Source organism: Stenotrophomonas sp. KH_029 (assembly GCF_057839765.1).
The window spans coordinates 2,295,671-2,314,553 of the sequence record NZ_CM174498.1; the positions used below are offsets into that span (position 1 = coordinate 2,295,671).

General features: G+C 69.2%; 12 protein-coding genes. 10 read left to right on the forward strand and 2 right to left on the reverse strand.

Going from position 1 to position 18,883, the window contains the following annotated elements:
- Window positions 1-2: 2 nt before the first annotated feature.
- The 10 genes from AC3ITM_RS10365 to AC3ITM_RS10410 all read left to right on the forward strand — a co-directional run bounded on the left by AC3ITM_RS10365 (window position 3) and on the right by AC3ITM_RS10410 (window position 14,138).
- A complete protein-coding gene (locus AC3ITM_RS10365; RefSeq protein WP_489264792.1) occupies window positions 3-2,564 on the forward strand; it encodes a DUF802 domain-containing protein in 2,562 nt (853 codons plus the stop codon).
- On the forward strand, window positions 2,561-3,208 hold the full coding sequence (locus tag AC3ITM_RS10370) for an OmpA family protein (protein WP_489264794.1): 648 nt from the start codon (window positions 2,561-2,563) through the stop codon (window positions 3,206-3,208). Before AC3ITM_RS10365 ends, AC3ITM_RS10370 begins: the two co-directional genes overlap by 4 nt.
- Entirely contained in the window at window positions 3,198-3,854 is a 657-nt protein-coding gene (locus AC3ITM_RS10375) for a DUF2894 domain-containing protein (RefSeq protein ID WP_489264796.1), read from the forward strand. The genes AC3ITM_RS10370 and AC3ITM_RS10375 overlap by 11 nt, the downstream gene beginning before the upstream one ends.
- 724 nt (window positions 3,855-4,578) lie before the next feature.
- Window positions 4,579-4,878, forward strand: a complete 300-nt coding sequence (locus tag AC3ITM_RS10380; RefSeq protein ID WP_489264798.1) for a hypothetical protein — start codon at window positions 4,579-4,581, stop codon at window positions 4,876-4,878.
- 90 nt (window positions 4,879-4,968) lie between these two features.
- Window positions 4,969-7,722: a magnesium-translocating P-type ATPase gene (mgtA, locus tag AC3ITM_RS10385; RefSeq protein WP_489264800.1), complete on the forward strand. Its 2,754-nt coding sequence runs from the start codon at window positions 4,969-4,971 to the stop codon at window positions 7,720-7,722.
- Window positions 7,723-7,750: 28 nt separating this feature from the next.
- The gene (locus AC3ITM_RS10390) at window positions 7,751-8,488 is read left to right on the forward strand and encodes an MgtC/SapB family protein (protein WP_489264802.1); all 738 of its coding nucleotides are present in this window, start codon (window positions 7,751-7,753) and stop codon (window positions 8,486-8,488) included.
- Window positions 8,489-8,584: 96 nt separating this feature from the next.
- Entirely contained in the window at window positions 8,585-9,643 is a 1,059-nt protein-coding gene (locus tag AC3ITM_RS10395; RefSeq protein WP_489264804.1) for a sensor histidine kinase, read from the forward strand.
- Window positions 9,636-10,268, forward strand: a complete 633-nt coding sequence (locus AC3ITM_RS10400; RefSeq protein ID WP_489264806.1) for a response regulator transcription factor — start codon at window positions 9,636-9,638, stop codon at window positions 10,266-10,268. Before AC3ITM_RS10395 ends, AC3ITM_RS10400 begins: the two co-directional genes overlap by 8 nt.
- 315 nt (window positions 10,269-10,583) lie before the next feature.
- Complete coding sequence (locus AC3ITM_RS10405; protein WP_489264808.1) at window positions 10,584-12,953, forward strand: autotransporter family protein; 2,370 nt, start codon at window positions 10,584-10,586, stop codon at window positions 12,951-12,953.
- 135 nt (window positions 12,954-13,088) lie between these two features.
- Entirely contained in the window at window positions 13,089-14,138 is a 1,050-nt protein-coding gene (locus AC3ITM_RS10410; RefSeq protein ID WP_489264810.1) for an alpha/beta hydrolase, read from the forward strand.
- Window positions 14,139-14,199: 61 nt separating this feature from the next.
- On the opposite strand, the gene AC3ITM_RS10415 is transcribed toward AC3ITM_RS10410, so the two are convergent.
- Together AC3ITM_RS10415 and AC3ITM_RS10420 are read right to left on the reverse strand one after the other, a co-directional pair.
- On the reverse strand, window positions 14,200-14,976 hold the full coding sequence (locus AC3ITM_RS10415) for a 2,3-dihydro-2,3-dihydroxybenzoate dehydrogenase (RefSeq protein WP_489264812.1): 777 nt from the start codon (window positions 14,974-14,976) through the stop codon (window positions 14,200-14,202).
- Window positions 14,973-18,875 (reverse strand): amino acid adenylation domain-containing protein, encoded by a 3,903-nt coding sequence (locus AC3ITM_RS10420; RefSeq protein WP_489270080.1) that lies wholly within the window; start codon window positions 18,873-18,875, stop codon window positions 14,973-14,975. The genes AC3ITM_RS10415 and AC3ITM_RS10420 overlap by 4 nt, the downstream gene beginning before the upstream one ends.
- Window positions 18,876-18,883 lie beyond the last annotated feature (8 nt).

Below are 18,883 nucleotides of genomic sequence, written 5' to 3' on the forward strand. Positions count from 1 at the left end.
TCATGTTCAGAACTAGTGTGTATTTCGCGGTTTTCCTTGCAGGCCTGTGCGCCGCGTGCTGGATCGGCGCTGGCTACGTAGGTACCAATCCGGTGGGCCTGGCGGTGGCGCTGGTGATCGCCGCCTGCTACACCGCCGGTGGCGTGGAGTTGTTCCGTTATCGCCAGGCTACGGCCGGGCTGGGCCTGGCGCTGGCCGACATGGCCGCCGCGCAGGACGACCCGGGCCCCTGGCTGCAACGCGTACCTGCCGGGCTGCGCAACGCGGTGCGGCTGCGCGTGCAGGGCGAGCGCATCGCGCTGCCGGCACCGGCGCTTACCCCGTATCTGGTCGGGCTGCTGGTACTGCTGGGCATGCTCGGCACGCTGCTGGGCATGATGGCCACCCTGCGCGGCACCGGGCTGGCGCTGGAAAGCGCCACCGACCTGCAGGCCATCCGCGGCTCGCTGGGCGCGCCGGTGGAAGGGTTGGCGGTGGCGTTCGGCACCTCGATCGCCGGCGTGGCCACCTCGGCCATGCTCGGCCTGCTGTCGGCGCTGTGCCGGCGCGAACGGCTGCAGGTGGTGCAGCAGCTGGATACCCAGCTGGCCGGCCCGCTGCACCATCATTCCCAGGCCTGGCAGCGCAGCGAAGCCCTGCGCCTGGCCCAGGCCCAGACCGGGTTGATGCCGGCCCTGGTCGAGCAACTGCAGGCGATGACCGCCGCGATCGAACAGCGCAGCCAGGAGGCCAATGCGCAGTTGCTGGCACGCCAGGAGAGCTTCCACGCCAAGGCCGACGCCGAGCATGCGCGGCTGGCCACGGCGATCGAACAGGCGCTCAGTGCCAGCGTGGCGGCCAGCGCGCAGGCCGTCGGCGCGGCGTTGCAGCCGATCATGCAGCAGACCCTGCGTGCCATCGCCGCTGAAACCGGCACCCTGCAGCGCAGCGTGGGCGAAGCGGTACAGCGCCAGCTGGACAGCCTGGAGAGCGGCTTCCAGAGCAGCCGCAGCAGCGCTGCCGAACACTGGACCGCCGCACTGGCCGCGCAGCAGCACAGCCACACCGCCATGACCGAGGCCCTGCGCGGCGCACTGGACCGGCTGGCCGAACAGCACGATCAACGTGCGCTGAGTCTGCTGGAGGCGCTGTCGTCGCGGCTGGACGCCAATGCCGACCGTTGGAGCGAAGCCCAGCAGGCCCAGCAGCACACCCACCAGGCCCTCACCGGCGACCTGCGCGACACCCTGGCGCAGTTCACCGCCCAGCACGACCAGCACGCGCTGGGCCTGCTGGACGCGGTATCGCAGCGGCTGGGCGCCAGCGCCGACAGCTGGAACAACGCGCAGGCCGCGCAGCAACAGACCAACCAGGCGCTGGTCAGCGAACTGCAGGGCACGCTGGCGCAGTTCAGCGCGCAGCACCAGCAGCAGGCCGGCAGCCTGGTCGAGGTACTGGGCACGCGCCTGGAGGCCAGCGCCGAACGCTGGAACAGCGCCCAGCTGGCCCAGCAGCAGACCAGCGCGGCCCTGCTCGGCGCGCTGGACAGTGCGCTGCAGCAGTTTGTGCAGCGCCACGACCAGCACGCCACCGCCCTGGTGGAGGTGCTGTCGGGCCGGCTGGAGGCCAGCACCGACAGCCATGCCACGGCCTGGCGCGAGGCGCTGGAACGCCAGGAAGCAGCCAACCACGCCCATGCCGAACGCAACCAGCAGGCGCTGTCGGCCGCCGCCGGCAGCTTCCACAGCCATGCCGGCACCCTGGTGCAGGCGATGCAGCAGTCGCACGCGGCCCTGCAGGACGCGCTGGAAGCGCGCGATGGCCAGCGCCTGAGCGCATGGAGCGATACTTTCAGCACGCTGTCGGCCGATCTGGGCCAGCAGTGGGCACAGACCGGCGAGCAGGTCGCGCGCCGCCAGCAAGACATCTGCGACGCGCTGGCAAGCACCGCCCGGCAGATCACCGAACACACCCAGGCCCATGCCAGCGACACCATCGCCGAGATTTCGCGGCTGGTGCAGGTGGCCTCCGAAGCGCCCAGGGCCGCGGCCGAGGTGGTGGCCGAGCTGCGCCAGAAGCTGTCGGACAGCATGGTGCGCGACACCGCGATGCTGGACGAACGCAGCCGCCTGCTGGCCACCCTGGAAACCCTGCTGGACGCGGTCAACCACGCCTCCACCGAACAGCGCAGCGCAGTCGATGCGCTGGTCACCACCTCGGCCGACCTGCTCGAGCGGGTGGGCGCGCGCTTCACCGACCACCTGGCCGGCGAGACCGGCAAGCTCGGCGAGGTAGCCGCCCAGCTCACCGGCAGCGCGGTGGAAGTGGCCAGCCTGGCCGATGCCTTCGGCGGTGCGATGCAGGTGTTCGGCAGCGCCAGTGCCGGGCTGGGCGAACGCCTGGAGCAGATCGGCGGCGCACTGGATGCCTCGCTGCTACGCAGCGACGAGCAGCTGGCCTATTACGTGGCCCAGGCGCGTGAGGTGATCGACCTGAGCGTGCTGTCGCAGCAGCAGATCATCGAGGAACTGCAGCAGCTGAGCGCGCGCCGTGGCGCCGGCAAGGCCGGGGCGGCAGCGGTATGAGCGAGGAGATCGAGCTGGAGACCGAATCGGGCGCGCCGATCTGGGCCGCCTTCGGCGACCTGATGTCGGTGCTGCTCGGCGCCTTCGTGCTGATCCTGGTCGGGGTGGTCGCCCTGCAGCTGGAACTGTCCACCCGGCTCGACCATGAAGTGCAGCAACGCCAGGCCGAGGCCAGGCGCCGCCAGACTCTGGAGCAGGCGCTGGCGGTACCGCTGGCAGCCGGGCGGGTGACGCTGGTGGATGGCCGCATCGGCATCCGCGGCAGCGTGCTGTTTGCATTGAACTCGGACCAGCTGCAGCCCGAAGGCCGCGAGCTGCTCAACAGCCTGGCCGGGCCGCTGACCCAGTACCTGTCCTCGCGCGAGGAAATCCTGATGGTCAGCGGCTTCACCGATGACCGCCAGGTACGCGAAGGCAACCGCCAGTTCGCCGACAACTGGGCGCTGTCGGCCGAACGCGCATTGACCGTCACCCGCGCGCTGGTCGCCGAAGGCGTGCCGGCCTCGGCGGTGTTCGCCGCCGCGTTCGGCGCCGAGCAGCCGGTGGATTCCAACGCCGAGGAAGCCGGCCGCGCCCGCAACCGGCGGGTAGAGATGGCGCCCATTCCCCGCCCCAAAGTCAGCGCCGCGGCCGATGCACGGTAAATCGCGCACGCTGCCGTTGCGGGCGCAGCTGGACCTGTGGCGCGCGCAACAGCACGACCGCCACGACCCACTCGGCTTTGCCTTGCTGGAAGCCCTGCAGGCCCGGGCCGAAGCGCACACCGGTGCGGTGCGCGGAATCCTCGAGGCGCGCCTGTCGGCCCTGCGCGAGGCCTATGCCGCGCGCCTGGCCGACGCAACGACAGCCGCGCCCGCCGCGGCAGCCGCACCCAACGCCACGCCGCTGGCCAGCCTGCTGGCCACCCTGACGCAACGCGAGCGTGCCGCGCCGATTCAAACCGCCCCCATCGCCCACGATGAAACAGCGGCCTTCCCGGCCTTGCCGGCGGTCAGCGAATTCCGCGACCTGTGGACCCGGGTGCGCAACGAAAGCCAGCAACGGCTGTCGCTGGCGCAGGGCCCGGGCGATGGCGGCCCACTGAACTCGGCCGTGCTGGTGCACCGCTCGCTGACCCTGATGAGCGAACTGGCTCCCGGCTATCTGCAGCACTTCCTGATGTACCTGGACAACCTGGCCTGGCTGGAGCACCTGCAGCCGACCACGGCGACAGGCAGCAAGGAAGCAGCGCGCACCCGCAACAACAAACCCAGACGCGCCCGCACAAGCACCAGCACCAGCAAGACGTAAAGCCTGACTCTGCATTGCAATCCCATTCGTCCGGGAACCGGCGCGTGGCGACGCGTTCTTCATTACGGGAATTCATTGTTACCGAGGCGCGGGCGAAGAGGTGCGGGCCAAGCGTGAAGCGTGCTGAGGGCTGTGCGGCAGCACATGGGCGCGTGGCGACGCGTTGGAACAACCGGCGCCCGCTGGTCTGGGGGCGCGAGCGCAGCGAGTTCCGCACCGTCCCTTGCCGACGCGAGAAGCGCAGGGCACCGGCAGGCGTAGCCTGACGGATCGCGGACGGGGCGTGCTTTCTTTGGGTTACGTTTCTTTGCACGAGCAAAGAAAGGTAACTCGCGCCCCGAAGGGGCACGAAAGCTCTTGACGTTGAGCTCATCCGCGAAGCGGAAAAGCAACAGCAACAGCATCCGGCCAGCGGCCGGCACTACAAATAAAGCGAATGCCGAAGCAACCGCGGCCCGCTTATACCAAGGTATATCCCAACCAACCCACGGGCACCTAGGTTTCCGCAGCACCGATGCGGACAATACGCGCATCGGCTCAGTGCAGATACGCGCACCGCACCCCCCTCCCCCTTCCACCGGACTACCCCATGGATCCCGATCCTGCCGGGCGCTGCGCGCCCCTGATCCACCCCCATTGCCATCACTCCCCGGCGTCCGGCCGGCGGCTTGCGCTCACCTGAGCGTATGAAGCCGGCCGGCGCTGTCTGCCCGGAGGCTTCCCCATGCACTACAAAATCCTTTACATCACCCAGCGCCGGCTGATCGTCGAACGCCGCGCCGGCGCGCTGCGCAGCCTGCTGTTGCAGCATGGCGCGCCCCTGTTCGCCCGCGCCCTGGCCCTGGGCTCGGCGCGGGTCATCGCCGATGCGCTGTCGCTGCTGCCGATCAGCGAGCGCATCAACGTACTGCGCCACCTGCCCGCGGCCACCCGCGCGGCGATGCGCCCGCTGTGCATCGGCGGCAGCCAGCGCCTGCATGCACAGGTCTGGACCCATGTACCGCCGCGCCTGCAGCACGCCTGAGCACGCCCGCGCCGCGGCGACCGCACCTGCCTTCCCCTGCCCGATCCGGCGGCCCGCCGCCGCCCGGATCCGCCCTATGAGGAGTTCCCGATGAACCTGCTCCACGCCTGGTTCGACACCTTCCTGCGCAGCCGCCGTGCCGGCAACCTGTTCGGCCGCCGCGCCATGCCCGAGGCCGGTGTCGGCCGCGCGGCCGCCGCGCCGCCGGCCTTCAGCACCGCCCTGGTCGGCCTGGCCCAGGCCCCGCTCGAGCAGGCACTGGCCACGCTGACCTCGCACGCCGACGGCCTCGGTGAACACGAGGCGGCCGAACGGCTGGCCCGGCTCGGCCCCAACGAGGTCGATCACGAAAAGCCGCTGCCGTGGTGGCGCCATCTGTGGCAGTGCTACCGCAACCCGTTCAACCTGCTGCTGACCGTGCTGGCGGTGGTGTCCTGGCTGACCGAGGATGCCAAGGCGACCGTGGTGATCGGCACCATGGTGCTGCTGTCCACCCTGATCCGCTTCATCCAGGAAGGCCGTTCCAACCGCGCCGCCGAACGGCTCAAGGCGCTGGTCGGCAACACCGCCCGGGTGCTGCGCCGGGCCAGCGGTACCGAGGCGGCCGAACTGGCCGACCAGTACTTCGGTGCGCACCTGCACAGCCGGCAACCGGCACGGCAGCAGGAACTGTCGATCCGCGAGCTGGTGCCGGGCGACCATATCGTGCTGTCGGCCGGCGACATGATTCCGGCCGACTGCCGCGTGCTCACCGCCAAGGACCTGTTCGTGGCCCAGGCGGCGATGACCGGCGAATCGCTGCCGGTGGAGAAGTTCGCCGATGGCGATGCCACCCAGGCGGCGCTGCTGGAACAGCCCAACCTGCTGTTCATGGGCACCAATGTGGTCTCCGGCACCGCCACCGCGCTGGTGCTGGCCACCGGCAACCGCACCTACTTCGGCACCATCGCCCAGCGCAGCAGCGCCACCGAGGCCACCCCCACCGCCTTCCAGGCCGGGGTCAACAGCGTGAGCTGGCTGCTGATCCGCTTTGCGCTGGTGATGGTGCCGTTCGTGCTGCTGATCAACGGGCTGACCAAGGGCAACTGGAGCGAGGCGTTCCTGTTCGCCTTGTCGGTGGCGGTGGGGCTGACCCCGGAAATGCTGCCGATGATCGTCACCTCCACCCTGGCCAAGGGCGCGGTGCAGCTGTCGCGGCGCAAGGTGATCGTCAAGCGCCTGGATGCGATCCAGAACTTCGGGGCGATGGACGTGCTGTGCACCGACAAGACCGGCACCCTGACCCAGGACCGGATCGCGCTGGAACGGCATACCGACGTGTTCGGCCACGATTCGCAGGACGTGCTCAAGTTCGCCTACCTCAACAGCCATTTCCAGACCGGGCTGACCAACCTGCTCGACCGCGCGGTGCTGGAGCACGTGGAGCTGCAGAGCGAGCTGCGGCTGGCCCAGGATTACCGCAGGGTCGACGAGGTGCCGTTCGATTTCCAGCGCCGGCGGATGTCGGTGGTGGTGTCCGAATGCGAGGACCACCACGAGCTGATCTGCAAGGGCGCGGTGGAGGAGATGCTGGCGGTGTGCAGCACCGTGCGCGAGAACGGCCGCGACATGCCGCTGGATGCCCAGCGCCTGGCACGGGTACGGCAGACCACCGAAGAACTGAACGAGGAAGGCCTGCGCGTGGTGGCCGTGGCAATGAAGGAAACCGCGGCCAGCCAGGCGGTGTATTCGCAGGCCGATGAGCACGGGCTGACCCTGGTCGGCTACGTGGCCTTCCTCGACCCGCCCAAGGAATCGGCCGCGCAGGCGCTGCAGGCACTGGCCGCCCACGGCGTGGAAGTGAAGGTGTTCACCGGCGACAACGAGCTGGTCACCGCCCGGGTCTGCGCCCAGGTCGGGCTGCAGGCCGATACGATCCTGACCGGGCCGCAGATCGAGCGCATGGACGATGCCGCCATCGCCCGGGCACTGGCCCGCCACCGCGTGTTCGCCCGGCTCACGCCGCTGCACAAGGAACGGCTGGTGCGCGCCCTGCGCGCGCAGGGCAAGGTGGTCGGCTTCCTCGGCGACGGCATCAACGACGCCCCGGCGCTGCGCGCGGCCGACATCGGCATCAGCGTGGACAGCGCGGTGGACATCGCCAAGGAAGCGGCCGACATCATCCTGCTGGAAAAGAACCTGATGGTGCTCGAAGAAGGCGTAGTACAGGGCCGGCGCACCTTCAACAACATGCTCAAGTACATCCGCATGACCGCCAGTTCCAACTTCGGCAACGTGTTCTCGGTGCTGGTGGCCTCGGCGTTCCTGCCGTTCCTGCCGATGCTGCCGCTGCAGCTGCTGGTGCAGAACCTGCTGTACGACATCTCGCAGATCGCCATCCCCTTCGACAACGTCGATGAGGAACTGGTGCGCAAGCCGCTGCAGTGGAACCCGGCCGACATCGGCAGGTTCATGCTGTTCTTCGGCCCGATCAGTTCGATCTTCGACCTGAGCTGCTTTGCGCTGATGTGGTACGTGTTCGACGCGCGCACCCCGGCCGACCAGGGCCTGTTCCAGTCGGGCTGGTTCGTGGTGGGGCTGCTCACCCAGACCCTGATCGTGCACATGATCCGCACCCCCAAGGTGCCATTCCTGCAGAGCCTGGCCGCACCGCCGCTGCTGCTGATGACCGGGCTGATCATGGCCATCGGCGTACTGCTGCCGATGAGCCCGCTGGCCGGCTACTTCAAGCTGCAGGCGCTGCCGCCCGGCTACTGGCCGTTCCTGGTGGCCATCCTGTTCGGCTATGCGGTGCTCACCACGCTGCTGAAGAAGCTCTATATCCGTCGTTTCGGCTGGCAGTAAGCGCCCGCCCCGTTGCCCAGGAGTCCACATGGACCTCAATCCCCATCTGCCCGCGTTCAACGCCGGCGCCACGGTCAGCACGCTGATCAGCCTGACCACCGCGTTCGTGCTCGGTTCGGCGATCGGGCTGGAACGGCAGCTGCGCCAGCGCACCGCCGGGCTGCGCACCAATACGCTGGTGGCGGTGGGCGCGGCGGTGTTCGTCGACCTGGCGGTGCGCTTCCACGATCTGTACGGCGGCCCGCCCTCGCCGCTGCACGTGGTGGCCTATGTGATCTCCGGGGTCGGCTTTCTCGGCGCCGGGGTGATCATGAAGGACGGTGCGCAGGTGTCCGGGCTCAATACCGCTGCCACCCTGTGGGGATCGGCGGCGGTGGGCGCCTGCGCCGGCATCAAGCTGCTGCCCGAGGCGCTGCTGGCCGCGCTGTTCGTGCTGGCCGCCAACACCCTGCTGCGGCCGGTGGTCAACCGCATCCAGCGCCAGCCGCTGCAGGAAGCCTTCAGCGAGGCCACCTATGCGGTCACCGTGGTCTGCCAGCGCGAGCAGCAGGCGCAGGTGCTGGACCGCCTGCTGGTGCTGCTGGAACAGGCGCAGTACCCGGTGCGCGCGGTGGACCCGCGGCCGTTCGGCGAACGCGACGTCGAGATCGAGGCGGTGCTGTACGCGACATCGGTGGATGCCGATGAGCTGGACGCGGTGCTGGCCACGTTGTCGGGCACGCCCGGCGTGCTGCAGGGGTTCTGGAATGCCACCCTGGAAGACTGAGCACCGGGCCACTACCGGCGCGGTGCTATGCTCGCCCGCGCCCATCCCCGCACGCGCCTGCCGGGCGCCCGTTACGTGACAGGGAGAACCGTCCCGATGCCCGCACTGCCCTCGCGCCGCCCGCTCGCCCTGCTCGCCCTGGGCGCGGTGATGGCCGCGATCTTCGCCGCCGACACCGTCACCGATTACGCGGTGGCCGCGGCCTGCTTCTATGCCGCGGTAATCCTGGCCGCCTCGCGGCTGCTGCCGCGGCGCGGCCTGATCGGGTTGGCGGCGGTCTGCATCGTCCTGACCGGGCTGAGCTTCTTCCTGACCCGCTTTGGCACCTACCGCATCGGCCTGGTCAATTCGGCGATCGGCATGCTGGTGATCGGCATCACCACCTATCTGACGCTGAAGATGGAAGCGGCCAAGGCCGCCGTGCACGAAGCCCAGGCGCGCCTGCTGCGGGTGGCGCGCGCTTCCACGGTGGGCGAGCTGACCACCTCGATCGCCCATGAGGTCAACCAACCGCTGGCGGCGATCGCCAGCAGTGCCGAGGCCAGCCAACGCTGGCTGGCGCAGCAGCCGCCGAACGTGGACAAGGCGCGGCAGACCCTGGCCCGGATCCTGGCCGATGCGCACCGCGCCAGCGACGTGATCGCGCGCATCCGCGGGCTGACCCGCGGCGCGGCGCCGCAGCGCCAGGGCTTCGACCTCAACCTGGCCGTGGAAGAGATGCTGGCGCTGTCGCGCAGCGAGCTGGACCAGCATGGCGTGGTGGTGGCCACCGTGCTGGCCGACGACCTGCCGCCGGTGTTCGCCGACCGCGTGCAGGTGCAACAGGTGATCGGCAACCTGATCCTCAATGCGGTCGATGCGATGGCCGAGGTGCCGGCCGCACAGCGCCGGCTGTCGCTGGTCACCGCCGGCGAAGGCCGCGACCAGGTGTCGTTGCGGGTGCGCGACCGCGGCGTGGGCCTGCCGCTGGAAGCGCCGGAGCGGGTGTTCGACGCGTTCTGGACCACCAAGGCGCTCGGCCTGGGCCTGGGGCTCAGCCTGAGCCGCAGCATCATCGACGCCAACGACGGCCAGATCCGCGCCGAGCGCCCGGCCGGTGGCGGCGCCTGTTTCGTGTTCACCCTGCCGGTGGCCGCAGGCGGCGCCCATGCGTAGGCCGGCCCCGCCCGCCGCCGAGCCGGCACCGATGGTGTATGTGGTCGACGATGACCATTCGGTGCGCGCTGCACTGGAAGACCTGCTGGCATCGATGGGCCTGCAGGTGCGCGCGTTCGCCTCCACCGCCGCGTTCCTGCAGCACCCGCGCGATGACGCGCCGGCCTGCCTGGTGCTGGATGTGCGCATGCCCGGCCAGAGCGGGCTGGAGTTCCACCGCCAGATGGCCAGCCACGGCCTGCACCTGCCGGTGGTGTTCATCACCGGCCATGGCGACATCGCCATGGGGGTGAGCGCGATGAAGGACGGGGCGATCGAATTCCTGACCAAGCCATTCCGCGACCAGGAACTGCTCGACGCCATCCACCTGGGCATCGAACGCGACCGCCAGCGCCGCCGCGACGGCGATGCGCTGGAAGAACTGCGGCAACGCTGGGCGCTGTTGAACCCTGGCGAGCGCGAGGTGGTCGACGGCGTGGTGCGTGGCCGCCTCAACAAGCAGATCGCCGCCGACCTGGGCGTCAGCGAGATCACCGTGAAGGTGCGCCGCGCCCAGGTGATGCGCAAGATGCAGGCCCGCAGCCTGGTCGACCTGGTGCGCATGTACGACCGGCTGGCGCCGTAGGCCCCGCGCAGCGTAGCGACGCGGTAGATCCGACGCATCGTCGGATGCGAAAGAAGCGGCGGGCAGCGCCCCTCGTTTCGTTCACGTTCGTTTCACGGCCGGAAGATGAAAGATTCACCGCCTTTGTCGTTTCTAACTGATTGTTAACGGACTCGCGGGGGTTTTTGGGGCGTTCGTCCCAATTCGTATTAATTGCATAGCCGTGGCGATAGGCCATCCCTATCTTGCGAGTCCACTGGCGCCCAGGCGCTTGGCATGGCGGGCAGGTTATTGCGCCAGCACATACGAACCCTCCTCAATACAAAGGTCTTCCCGATGCGTACCGGTCTCAGTGAATCGTGTTCTTCGGCCGCGCGCCGTCGATTGCTCTTCAACCGCTTGGGCGTGGCCATTGGTCTTGCACTGTGCGCTGCTCCCGCTATCGCAGGAACCGTGCCCGGGGGAACAACGGTCACTGTGAACGCCGGGGACGCGGCCGAGGTGTGGAACGTCAGCCCCAACGGCACGCTCAACGTTACCCCGGGAGGCCAAACACTTGGGATTGACGCCACGGAAGGAACGGTCATCCTGAACGGCGCGGCGGTCAACGGTGCCTCGGGAGGTGTTCACTTCGTCAATGCAACTGGCGACATCCGCAATTCCACCATCGTCTCCGCATCGTTTGCGGGCATCATTACTGGCGCGCAGCAAGGGGGGTCGCAGCCGACGACCACTGTCAGCGTTGCCGACAGTACTGTCACCAGCCCGGGCTATGGCATAGCGATAGCCGGTGGTGGTGCAGTTGGCCTCGTGCGTACCGTGGTGACCGGCTCGGATGATGGCTCAACGGGCGCTTCTGGAGGCGGCGTTGGGATTGCCGTGCTTGCTGGTTCGGCCATCATCGCCGACCAGAGTGAAGTCCGTGGCGATCGCAACGGTGTGGTGATGAGTTTGATTACTGCAGGGGTTCCCTCGCAGACGGGCAGCACCCTCACCGTCGACAATGCGCTGGTGGAAGGCGGTAGCGGCAGTGCCATCGCCGTACGTTTTGACGGCGAAATGACGAACAGTACGATTGTTGCGCGAAATGGTGCCCGCCTCGTTGGTGGCAACGGCAATATTCTTGAAGTGGAAGGCGGATCTACCGCCAACTTCAACGTGGAGAGCAGCACGCTGACCGGCAACATCGTCAACGACGCTGCGTCCATCACCAACGTCAACCTAAGCAATGGCGCCAGCATCACCGGCATCTTCAACAACGTCACCTCGGCCACGCTGGCCGGTGGCGGCCGCTGGCAGCTGACCGGCGACTCGGACGTGGGCACGCTCACCCTCAACAACGGCGGCACCGTCGCGCTGGGCGATGGCACCGCGTTCAACACACTCACCGTGAGCGGTGACTACGTCGGCGCCGGTGGCATGTTGCTGTTCAACACCGTGCTGGGCGATGACGCTTCGGCCAGCGACAAACTGATCATCGGCGGCAGCACCAGCGGCCAGACCAACGTGGCCGTGAACAACGTCGGTGGCGCCGGCGCGCAGACCGTCAACGGCATCCAGCTGATCCAGGTGGCGGGCGCCTCCAACGGCGTGTTCACCCTCGCCGGCCGTGCGGTGGGTGGGCAGTACGAGTACTTCCTGCATCGGGGCACCGCTGCTGCCCCGGCCGATGGCAACTGGTACCTGCGTTCCGAGCTTCCGGTCGCTCCGGACCCTTGCCTGGCCGACCCGACCCTGCCGGGTTGCACGCCGATCGTGGTTCCGCCAGAGCCGGTGCTGCGCCCGGAGCCCGGTGCGTACCTGGCCAACCAGGCCGCAGCCACGCAGATGTTCGGCCTGCGCCTGCAGGACCGCACCGGTGGCACCGCGCGTGGGTCGTCCGAGCGCGGCGCCTGGGCCCGGGTCAGCCGCAACCAGGCCGACTACGGCGTGATCGCCGACCAGCTCAGCGTCAACGGCGACACCTCGGTGCTGCAGGTCGGCACCAATCTGCTCAGCTGGGGCGCCGACAGCCGCGGCCAGTTCGGCGTGATGCTGGGCGGCGGCCGTGCCAACAACACCGTGACCTCGCGCGAGACCGGCTATTCGGCCAAGGGCAAGGTCGAGGGTCAGGCGGTGGGCATGTATGCCAGCTGGCTGCAGGATCCGGCGCAGACCACCGGCCTGTATGTGGACGCGTGGGCGCAGTACGCGCAGTTCAAGAACACCGTGCAGGGCGATGCGCTGGCCAAGGAGCGTTACGACAGCGATGCCAAGACGGCTTCGGTCGAGGCGGGTTACAGCTTCAAGGTGTTGGACAGCGCCAGCACCGCGATGTTCCTCGAGCCACAGCTGCAGCTGAGCTATACCGATTTCAGTGCGGACAACCACACCGAAACCAACGGTACGGTGATCGACGGCAGCGATGCCGGCGGCCTGACCAGTCGGGTGGGTGTGCGCCTGTTCGGGCACGCGAACAGCAGCGTCGGCAGCCGCGTGCAGCCGTTCGTGGCGGTGAACTGGATTCATGGCGCGGACGACAACAGCCTGCGCTTCGATGGTGATCGTCTGGCAGGCGGACTGCCCAAGGATCGTTACGAGGCCAAAGCCGGTGCTTCGCTGCAGCTTGGCCAGCGCTGGATCGCGTGGGGCGATATGGGCGTGCAGAAGGGCCAGGGTGGGTATCGCGATGTGGCTGGGCAGATCGGGTTGCGCGCGAGCTGGTAAAATTGCGCACCACGGCGACGACTCCCCCTTGTCGCCGACCGGAACCTCGTAAACGAAGCACCTACTCAATGCGCGCGGCCATGCCGCGCGCGACTTCATGACATTGCAGGACATCCTTTGAGAACCATGACCCGCTTGGCCCTGACGCTGAGCCTGGCCCTTTGTGCCCTGCCGCTGCACGCGGCCGACACCCCGAACCCCGATCGCGCAGAATTCAATGCGCTGGGCCCCGTGATCAACGCACTGATCCAGGCCGAAGGCCCTGCCGAACTGATGGAGCGCGCCGAAACACTCGAGGACACCAACCTCCTCCAAGCCCTGGCCCTCTATATCGCCGCGTCACGCGAGCGCCCGGATTCCCTGGCCTCGTACAAAGCGGCCTCCCTGCTGGCCCGCCGTGGCGACGACGACGCCGCACTGGTTTACCTGGAGATCGCTGACGAAAAGAGCGTGCTGTTCCCGCTCCAACTGACCGAGAACCCGGACTTCGAGGACCTGCGGCAGACGCCGACCTACCTGGCCGCACTCGCCAATGCCCAGCGAACCTACGATGCGATCTCACCCGATCTGGTGGGCGCGACCGGTGGCGTGCTGCTGCCTGGCGTAGGTGCCCCACCGGCAGCGTGCCGCCCTGTAGTGGTCTGGCTGCATGGTTATGGCATCAATGGCTTCATGCACGAAGGGTTTCAGCCGCTTGCCGATGCGGGCGCGATCCTGCTGGGGATCAACGGCACGGAGATGCTGGATTCCCACACCAGCTTCCGCTGGTCCTCGAACGGATTCGAACATACGCACGTCGCGGTGCAGAAGCAGCTGGATGCGCTCGCAAAGAAGGAGTGCATCGACCGCAAGCGTATCTACCTGATGGGGTTCTCACAGGGCGCCCTGCACGGCGGCGCATTGCTGGCGCAGCATCCGGACGCCTATGCCGGCGCATTGCTGATGTCGCCCGGCGGCAGGCAGCCCAACCCGACGACGAGCAAGGCACGTGGCAAGCGCGTGGTGGTGATCAATGGCGAACAGGAAGGGCCCGGCAACCTGCAGCGGGCCGAGGCGTTCCGCACCCTGTTCAGCAGTGGCAACGAAGTACAGTCCCGCGTGCATGACGGGGAACATGAATTCCCCGACGATTGGCAGCGCTCGCTGCCCGCGGCGCTGCGTTGGATGATGGAAAGCGGAGGCTGAAGCAGGACGGCGTGCCCGGCATCGCCATCGCGTGCCGGGCATGGTGTGCGACTACTGCGGCTCAGCCGCGCAACGTCGCCCCCCCATCCACATACAGATCGCTCATGGCGATATGCCCGGCCTGGTCGGAGAGCAGGAACATCACGGCATTGGCGATGTCCGCCGGGCTGGCCAGTTTCTGCAACGGTATGCCGGTCTTGTACGTTTCAGGATTTCCCTGGATCACGCGCTGGGCACCCTGCCCGTCGGCCCACATGCCGGTCTGCATGGGGGTGAGCGTGGAGCCGGGCGCGACGATGTTGCAGCGGATGCCGTGCGGGGCCAGTTCCAACCCCAGGCAGCGGGTGAACATGGTGGCGGCGGCCTTGGAGGCGGCGTAGGCGGCCATGCCGTGGCGCGGGACGCCTGCGGCGTTGGAGCTGACCGTCACGATCGCGCCCTTGCGGCGCGGCGACATCACCCGCGCCAGTGCGCGGGAGACGTGGAAGACGCCGTCGGCGTTGACCGCGAATACCCGGCGCCATTGCGCGTCGTCGGTATCGGCGACAGTGCCGGTCTGCAGCACGCCGGCGACGTTGATGCCAAACCCGATCGGGCCGATCTGGGTCTCCACCTCGGCCACCAGTGCATCCACCGCGGCCGGGTCGGTCACGTCCAGGGCTCTGGCGTGGACGGCCGACCGCCCTGCCCCGGCCACGGGCACGGGCACGGGCGCGACCACGTCGGTCGCGACCACGATGCAGCCGCTCGCGTGCAGCTGCTCGACCAGCGCCGCGCCAATGCCGCCGCCCGCGCCGGTGACCAGGGCGATGGTGCCGTCGAATCCAGTGAGTTTCATGCCGGTGTCCTGTGTACGTCGTGCCGCAGAAGGTGCGCGTCGAGCCAGGGCGCGATCTGCGCCACGGCGTCGCGGCCGGTGAGTTCGGCGTGCAGGTAGGGAAGTTCGATCGCCTCCACGCGTGCGGCATGGGCCTGCCACAAGGCGGACTGCAGTTGCGGGCGGGCGGCGTGGTCGCGGCCTGCGCGCACGTGCAGCAGCGGGCCGTCGTAGTGCGTGTGGTGATGGGCGCGGATCAGCCGGTTGGTGCCGGTGACCGCACGCACCACGCCATCGAGCACCACATCGGGCAGGTTGCCCAGTGCGCTGTCGCCGCGTCGCAGGAAGGCCAGGATGCGCGCGCGGCTGTCCAGTTCGGGATGGGCGTCCGGGTCGTGCCCGGCGATGGCGAGCAGGGCGCGCAGCGCGGCGATCGGGTTCGGTTCGGGCTCGGCCCGCCAGCACTCGCTGGGATAGGCATCGAGCAGCGCCAGCACGCCGACTTCATGGCCGCGCCCGCGCAAATGCACCGCCATGGCCTGGGCGAGGATGCCGCCGACCGACCAGCCGAGCAGATGCACCGGGCCGGGCCGGCCCAATGCCAGGATGCGCTCGGCGTAGTCGGCCGCCAGCGCTTCGATGCTGGTGGGCAGCGGCCGGATGGGATCGAGCACCGGCGACTGCAGGCCCTGCACCTCGCGCGCGGGCGACAGGGCGCGGGCCAGGTCGCGGTAATTCCAGGCGATGCCGCCGGCGGGATGGATCACATATAGCGGGGCGAGCGCCGCGTCCCCCTTGGCCAGCCGGATCATCGGCGCCAGGCCGTGATCGGTGGCGGCCGGCGGTGCGTCGATGCGGGCAGCCAGTGCGGCGACTGTCGGTGCGGCGAACACCGCGCCAAGACCCAGGTCGCAACGCCACCGCTGCTGGATCGCCAGCAGCAGGTGCACGGCGCTGAGCGAGTCGCCGCCCAGCGCGAAGAAATCGGCGTCGACGCTGACTGCGGTGTCCAGTGCCAGCGTCTGCGCGAACAGCGCGGCCAGCGCCTGCTCGGTCGCGCTGCGCGGTGCCACGCCGGGACTGGGCGCCTGCGCCGGTGCCGGTGCCGGCAACGCAGTGCGATCCAGTTTGCCGTTGGCGGTGACCGGCCACTGTTCCAGTTCCACGAAGGCGCCGGGCACCATGTAATCCGGCAGGCGGCCGGCCAGATGACGCCGCAGCGTCTCCAGGTCCGGGCCGCCTGCGTCGAAGTAGGCCACCAGCCGCGGCTCGCCGGGGCGGTCTTCGCGCAGCAGTACCTCGGCACGGGTCACGCCCGGTGCCGAGCGCAGCGCGGCGTCGATTTCGCCGAGCTCGATGCGCAGGCCGCGCAGCTTGATCTGGTGATCGTTGCGGCCGAGATATTCCACCGCCCCATCCTCGCGCCAGCGCGCCACGTCGCCGGTGCGATACAGCCGGCCGCCGGCAACGAAGGGATCGGCCAGGAAACGCTCGGCGGTGAGATCGTCGCGGCCCAGGTAGCCGCGTGCCAGTTGCACCCCGCCCAGGTACAGATCGCCGGCGACACCGGGCGGCAGCGGCTGCATGCGGTCGTCGAGCACGTACAGGCGGGTGTTCCATACCGGGTAGCCGATCGGCACCGGCGCGCTGGCGTCGTCCTGGCCGGCCGGCCAGAAGCTGACATCGACGGCAGCTTCGGTGGGGCCATACAAATTGTGCAGCTCGGCCTGCACGGTGGCATGGAAGCGGTCGCGCAGCGTGGCATCCAATGCCTCACCACTGGTGAACACGCGGCGCAGCCGCAGCCCGCGCGCGGCCGGGGCCGCCAGGAACGCGGCCAGCATCGACGGCACGAAATGCAGGGTGGTGATTGCGTGCTCGCCGATCAACGCGGCCAGCGCCAGCGGATCACGATGCGCCTCGGGCGGGGCGACCACCAGGGTGGCACCGCTGATCAGCGGCAGGAAGAACTCCCACACCGAGACATCGAAAGTGGCCGGGGTCTTCTGCAGGATGCGGTCGTCCGGCTGGATGGCGTAGTGCTCGCGCATCCACGCCAGCCGATTGACGATGGCGCTGTGCTCGATCAGCACGCCCTTGGGCTCGCCGGTGGAGCCGGAGGTATAGATGACGTAGGCCGCATCGTCCGGCTGCGGCACGGTGGTCAGGGTGCCGTCGTCGTGACGCTGCCACTGCGCCGGGTCCAGCACGGGCATGCCCGGGAACCGCGCGCGATCCTGCGCCAGTGCCAGCACGCAGACCGGCTGCGCCGAGCGCAGGATCCGGGCCAGGCGCTCGTCCGGATGGGCCAGGTCCACCGGCAGGTAGGCGCCGCCGACGCGCAGCACCGCGACCAGGGCGATGATCAGCTCCAGCGAGCGTGGCAGCGCCACCACCACCCTCGCCTCGCGGCCCACGCCCTGCGCCTGCAGCTGCAGGGCCAGCGCATGGCTGCGCTGCTCCAGCTCGGCGTAGGTCAGCTGCTGCACGCCGAACACCACCGCGGTGGCCGTCGGCGTCGCCGCCATCTGCGCGGCGATCAGCGTGGCCAAGGTGACCTCGGGCACCGGATGGGCCGTGGCGTTGATGTCGTAGAGATAGCGCTGCGCTTCGGCGGGCGTGCACAGCGGTACCGAGGCGATCCCGCCACCGGTGGCCTGCGCCTCCAGCGCAGCCGACACGAAATGCAGCAGGCGCGCGGCGTGGGCCTGCACCTGCTCGGGGGTATACAGGGTGGGATTGGCCTCGATCTCCAGATCGAGCACGGCCGTGCCGTCGCCACGGAAGCCGAGCGTCACGTCGTCGACCGGGCCGGTGGACAGGACCTCGAGCGTCACAGTCACGCCGGCCAGCTGCAACGGCCGATAGAACGGCTGCACATTGACCAGCGGGCCATGCAGGCGGCGCTGGCCGCCGATCAGGCCGAGGTCGCGCCGCAGCTGCTCGCCGCGGTAGCGCCCGTGGCGCCGGCCGCGCACCAGGCGCAGCGCGATATCACGTACATAGTCATCCACGCTGCCCTGCGTGGCCGCCACCCGCAGTGGCAGGACGTTCATCACCATCGCCGGGACGCGGGCGGAGACGCTGCCGAGGCGGCCCATGTAGGGCACGCCGATCACCGCCTCGGCGGCGCCGCTGATCCGGCGGCAGTACTCCGCGCCGAGCGCGGTCAGCAGGTCCGGCCAGGGCTGGCCGATCGCGGTGGCGGCGGTGTGCAGGCGCTCGCGCAGGGCCGGGTCGGTCGGCTGCACGTGGCGCAGCGCATCCGGCGCGGCGGGCGCCACGCCCACCTGCAGCCCGGTAGCAGCCGGCGCGTCGGCCATGGCATCGCGCCAGTAAGCGGCATCACGCGTGCGGCGCTCGCTGTCACGGTACCGGGTGTCTTCCTCAAGCACGGGCAGCAACGGTGCCACCGCCGCCTGCTGCGGACTACCCGCATACAGCGCGCAGACGCGCTCGGTAAGCAGCCCCATGCCGTAGCCATCGGTGGCCAGGTGGTGCACGCGCAGGTACCAGACGCTGCGCGCCGGACCGAGCAGGAACAGGCGCTGTTGACTGAGGCGATCGCGGGCGGGATCGACCGGGCTGAGCCGGTCGCGCTGCATGGCCTCACGCGCGGCCGCCGCCGGGTCCGGGAGATCGGACAGATCCAGCACCTGCAACGTCGGCGTGTGCTGCCGGTCGACCCATTGCCCGGGCACGCCCTGCGCGTCCTCGACGATGCGCAGGGCCAGCGCCTCCGCTTCCTGCGCGGCCTGATCGGCGGCATGCGCGAAGGCAGCGACATCCAGCGCACCCTCGATCCAGACGGCGTGGGCGGTGTTGAACGCGGGGTTGTCCGGCGCCAACCGCTGGGCATACCACAGGCCCGCCTGGGCCTCGCTCAGCCCGCGGACGATGGACTCGGCCGCGCCTGGCACCGCACGGG

What these genes read in the sequence shown, in the direction of transcription:
- AC3ITM_RS10390 (WP_489264802.1), top strand. Translation starts at nt 7,751, where the DNA reads ATGGACCTCAATCCCCATCTGCCCGCGTTCAACGCCGGCGCCACGGTC.
- AC3ITM_RS10395 (WP_489264804.1), top strand. Translation starts at nt 8,585, where the DNA reads ATGCCCGCACTGCCCTCGCGCCGCCCGCTCGCCCTGCTCGCCCTGGGC.
- AC3ITM_RS10380 (WP_489264798.1), top strand. Translation starts at nt 4,579, where the DNA reads ATGCACTACAAAATCCTTTACATCACCCAGCGCCGGCTGATCGTCGAA.
- AC3ITM_RS10375 (WP_489264796.1), top strand. Translation starts at nt 3,198, where the DNA reads ATGCACGGTAAATCGCGCACGCTGCCGTTGCGGGCGCAGCTGGACCTG.
- AC3ITM_RS10405 (WP_489264808.1), top strand. Translation starts at nt 10,584, where the DNA reads ATGCGTACCGGTCTCAGTGAATCGTGTTCTTCGGCCGCGCGCCGTCGA.
- mgtA (WP_489264800.1), top strand. Translation starts at nt 4,969, where the DNA reads ATGAACCTGCTCCACGCCTGGTTCGACACCTTCCTGCGCAGCCGCCGT.
- AC3ITM_RS10400 (WP_489264806.1), top strand. Translation starts at nt 9,636, where the DNA reads ATGCGTAGGCCGGCCCCGCCCGCCGCCGAGCCGGCACCGATGGTGTAT.
- AC3ITM_RS10370 (WP_489264794.1), top strand. Translation starts at nt 2,561, where the DNA reads ATGAGCGAGGAGATCGAGCTGGAGACCGAATCGGGCGCGCCGATCTGG.
- AC3ITM_RS10415 (WP_489264812.1), bottom strand. Translation starts at nt 14,976, where the DNA reads ATGAAACTCACTGGATTCGACGGCACCATCGCCCTGGTCACCGGCGCG.
- AC3ITM_RS10365 (WP_489264792.1), top strand. Translation starts at nt 3, where the DNA reads ATGTTCAGAACTAGTGTGTATTTCGCGGTTTTCCTTGCAGGCCTGTGC.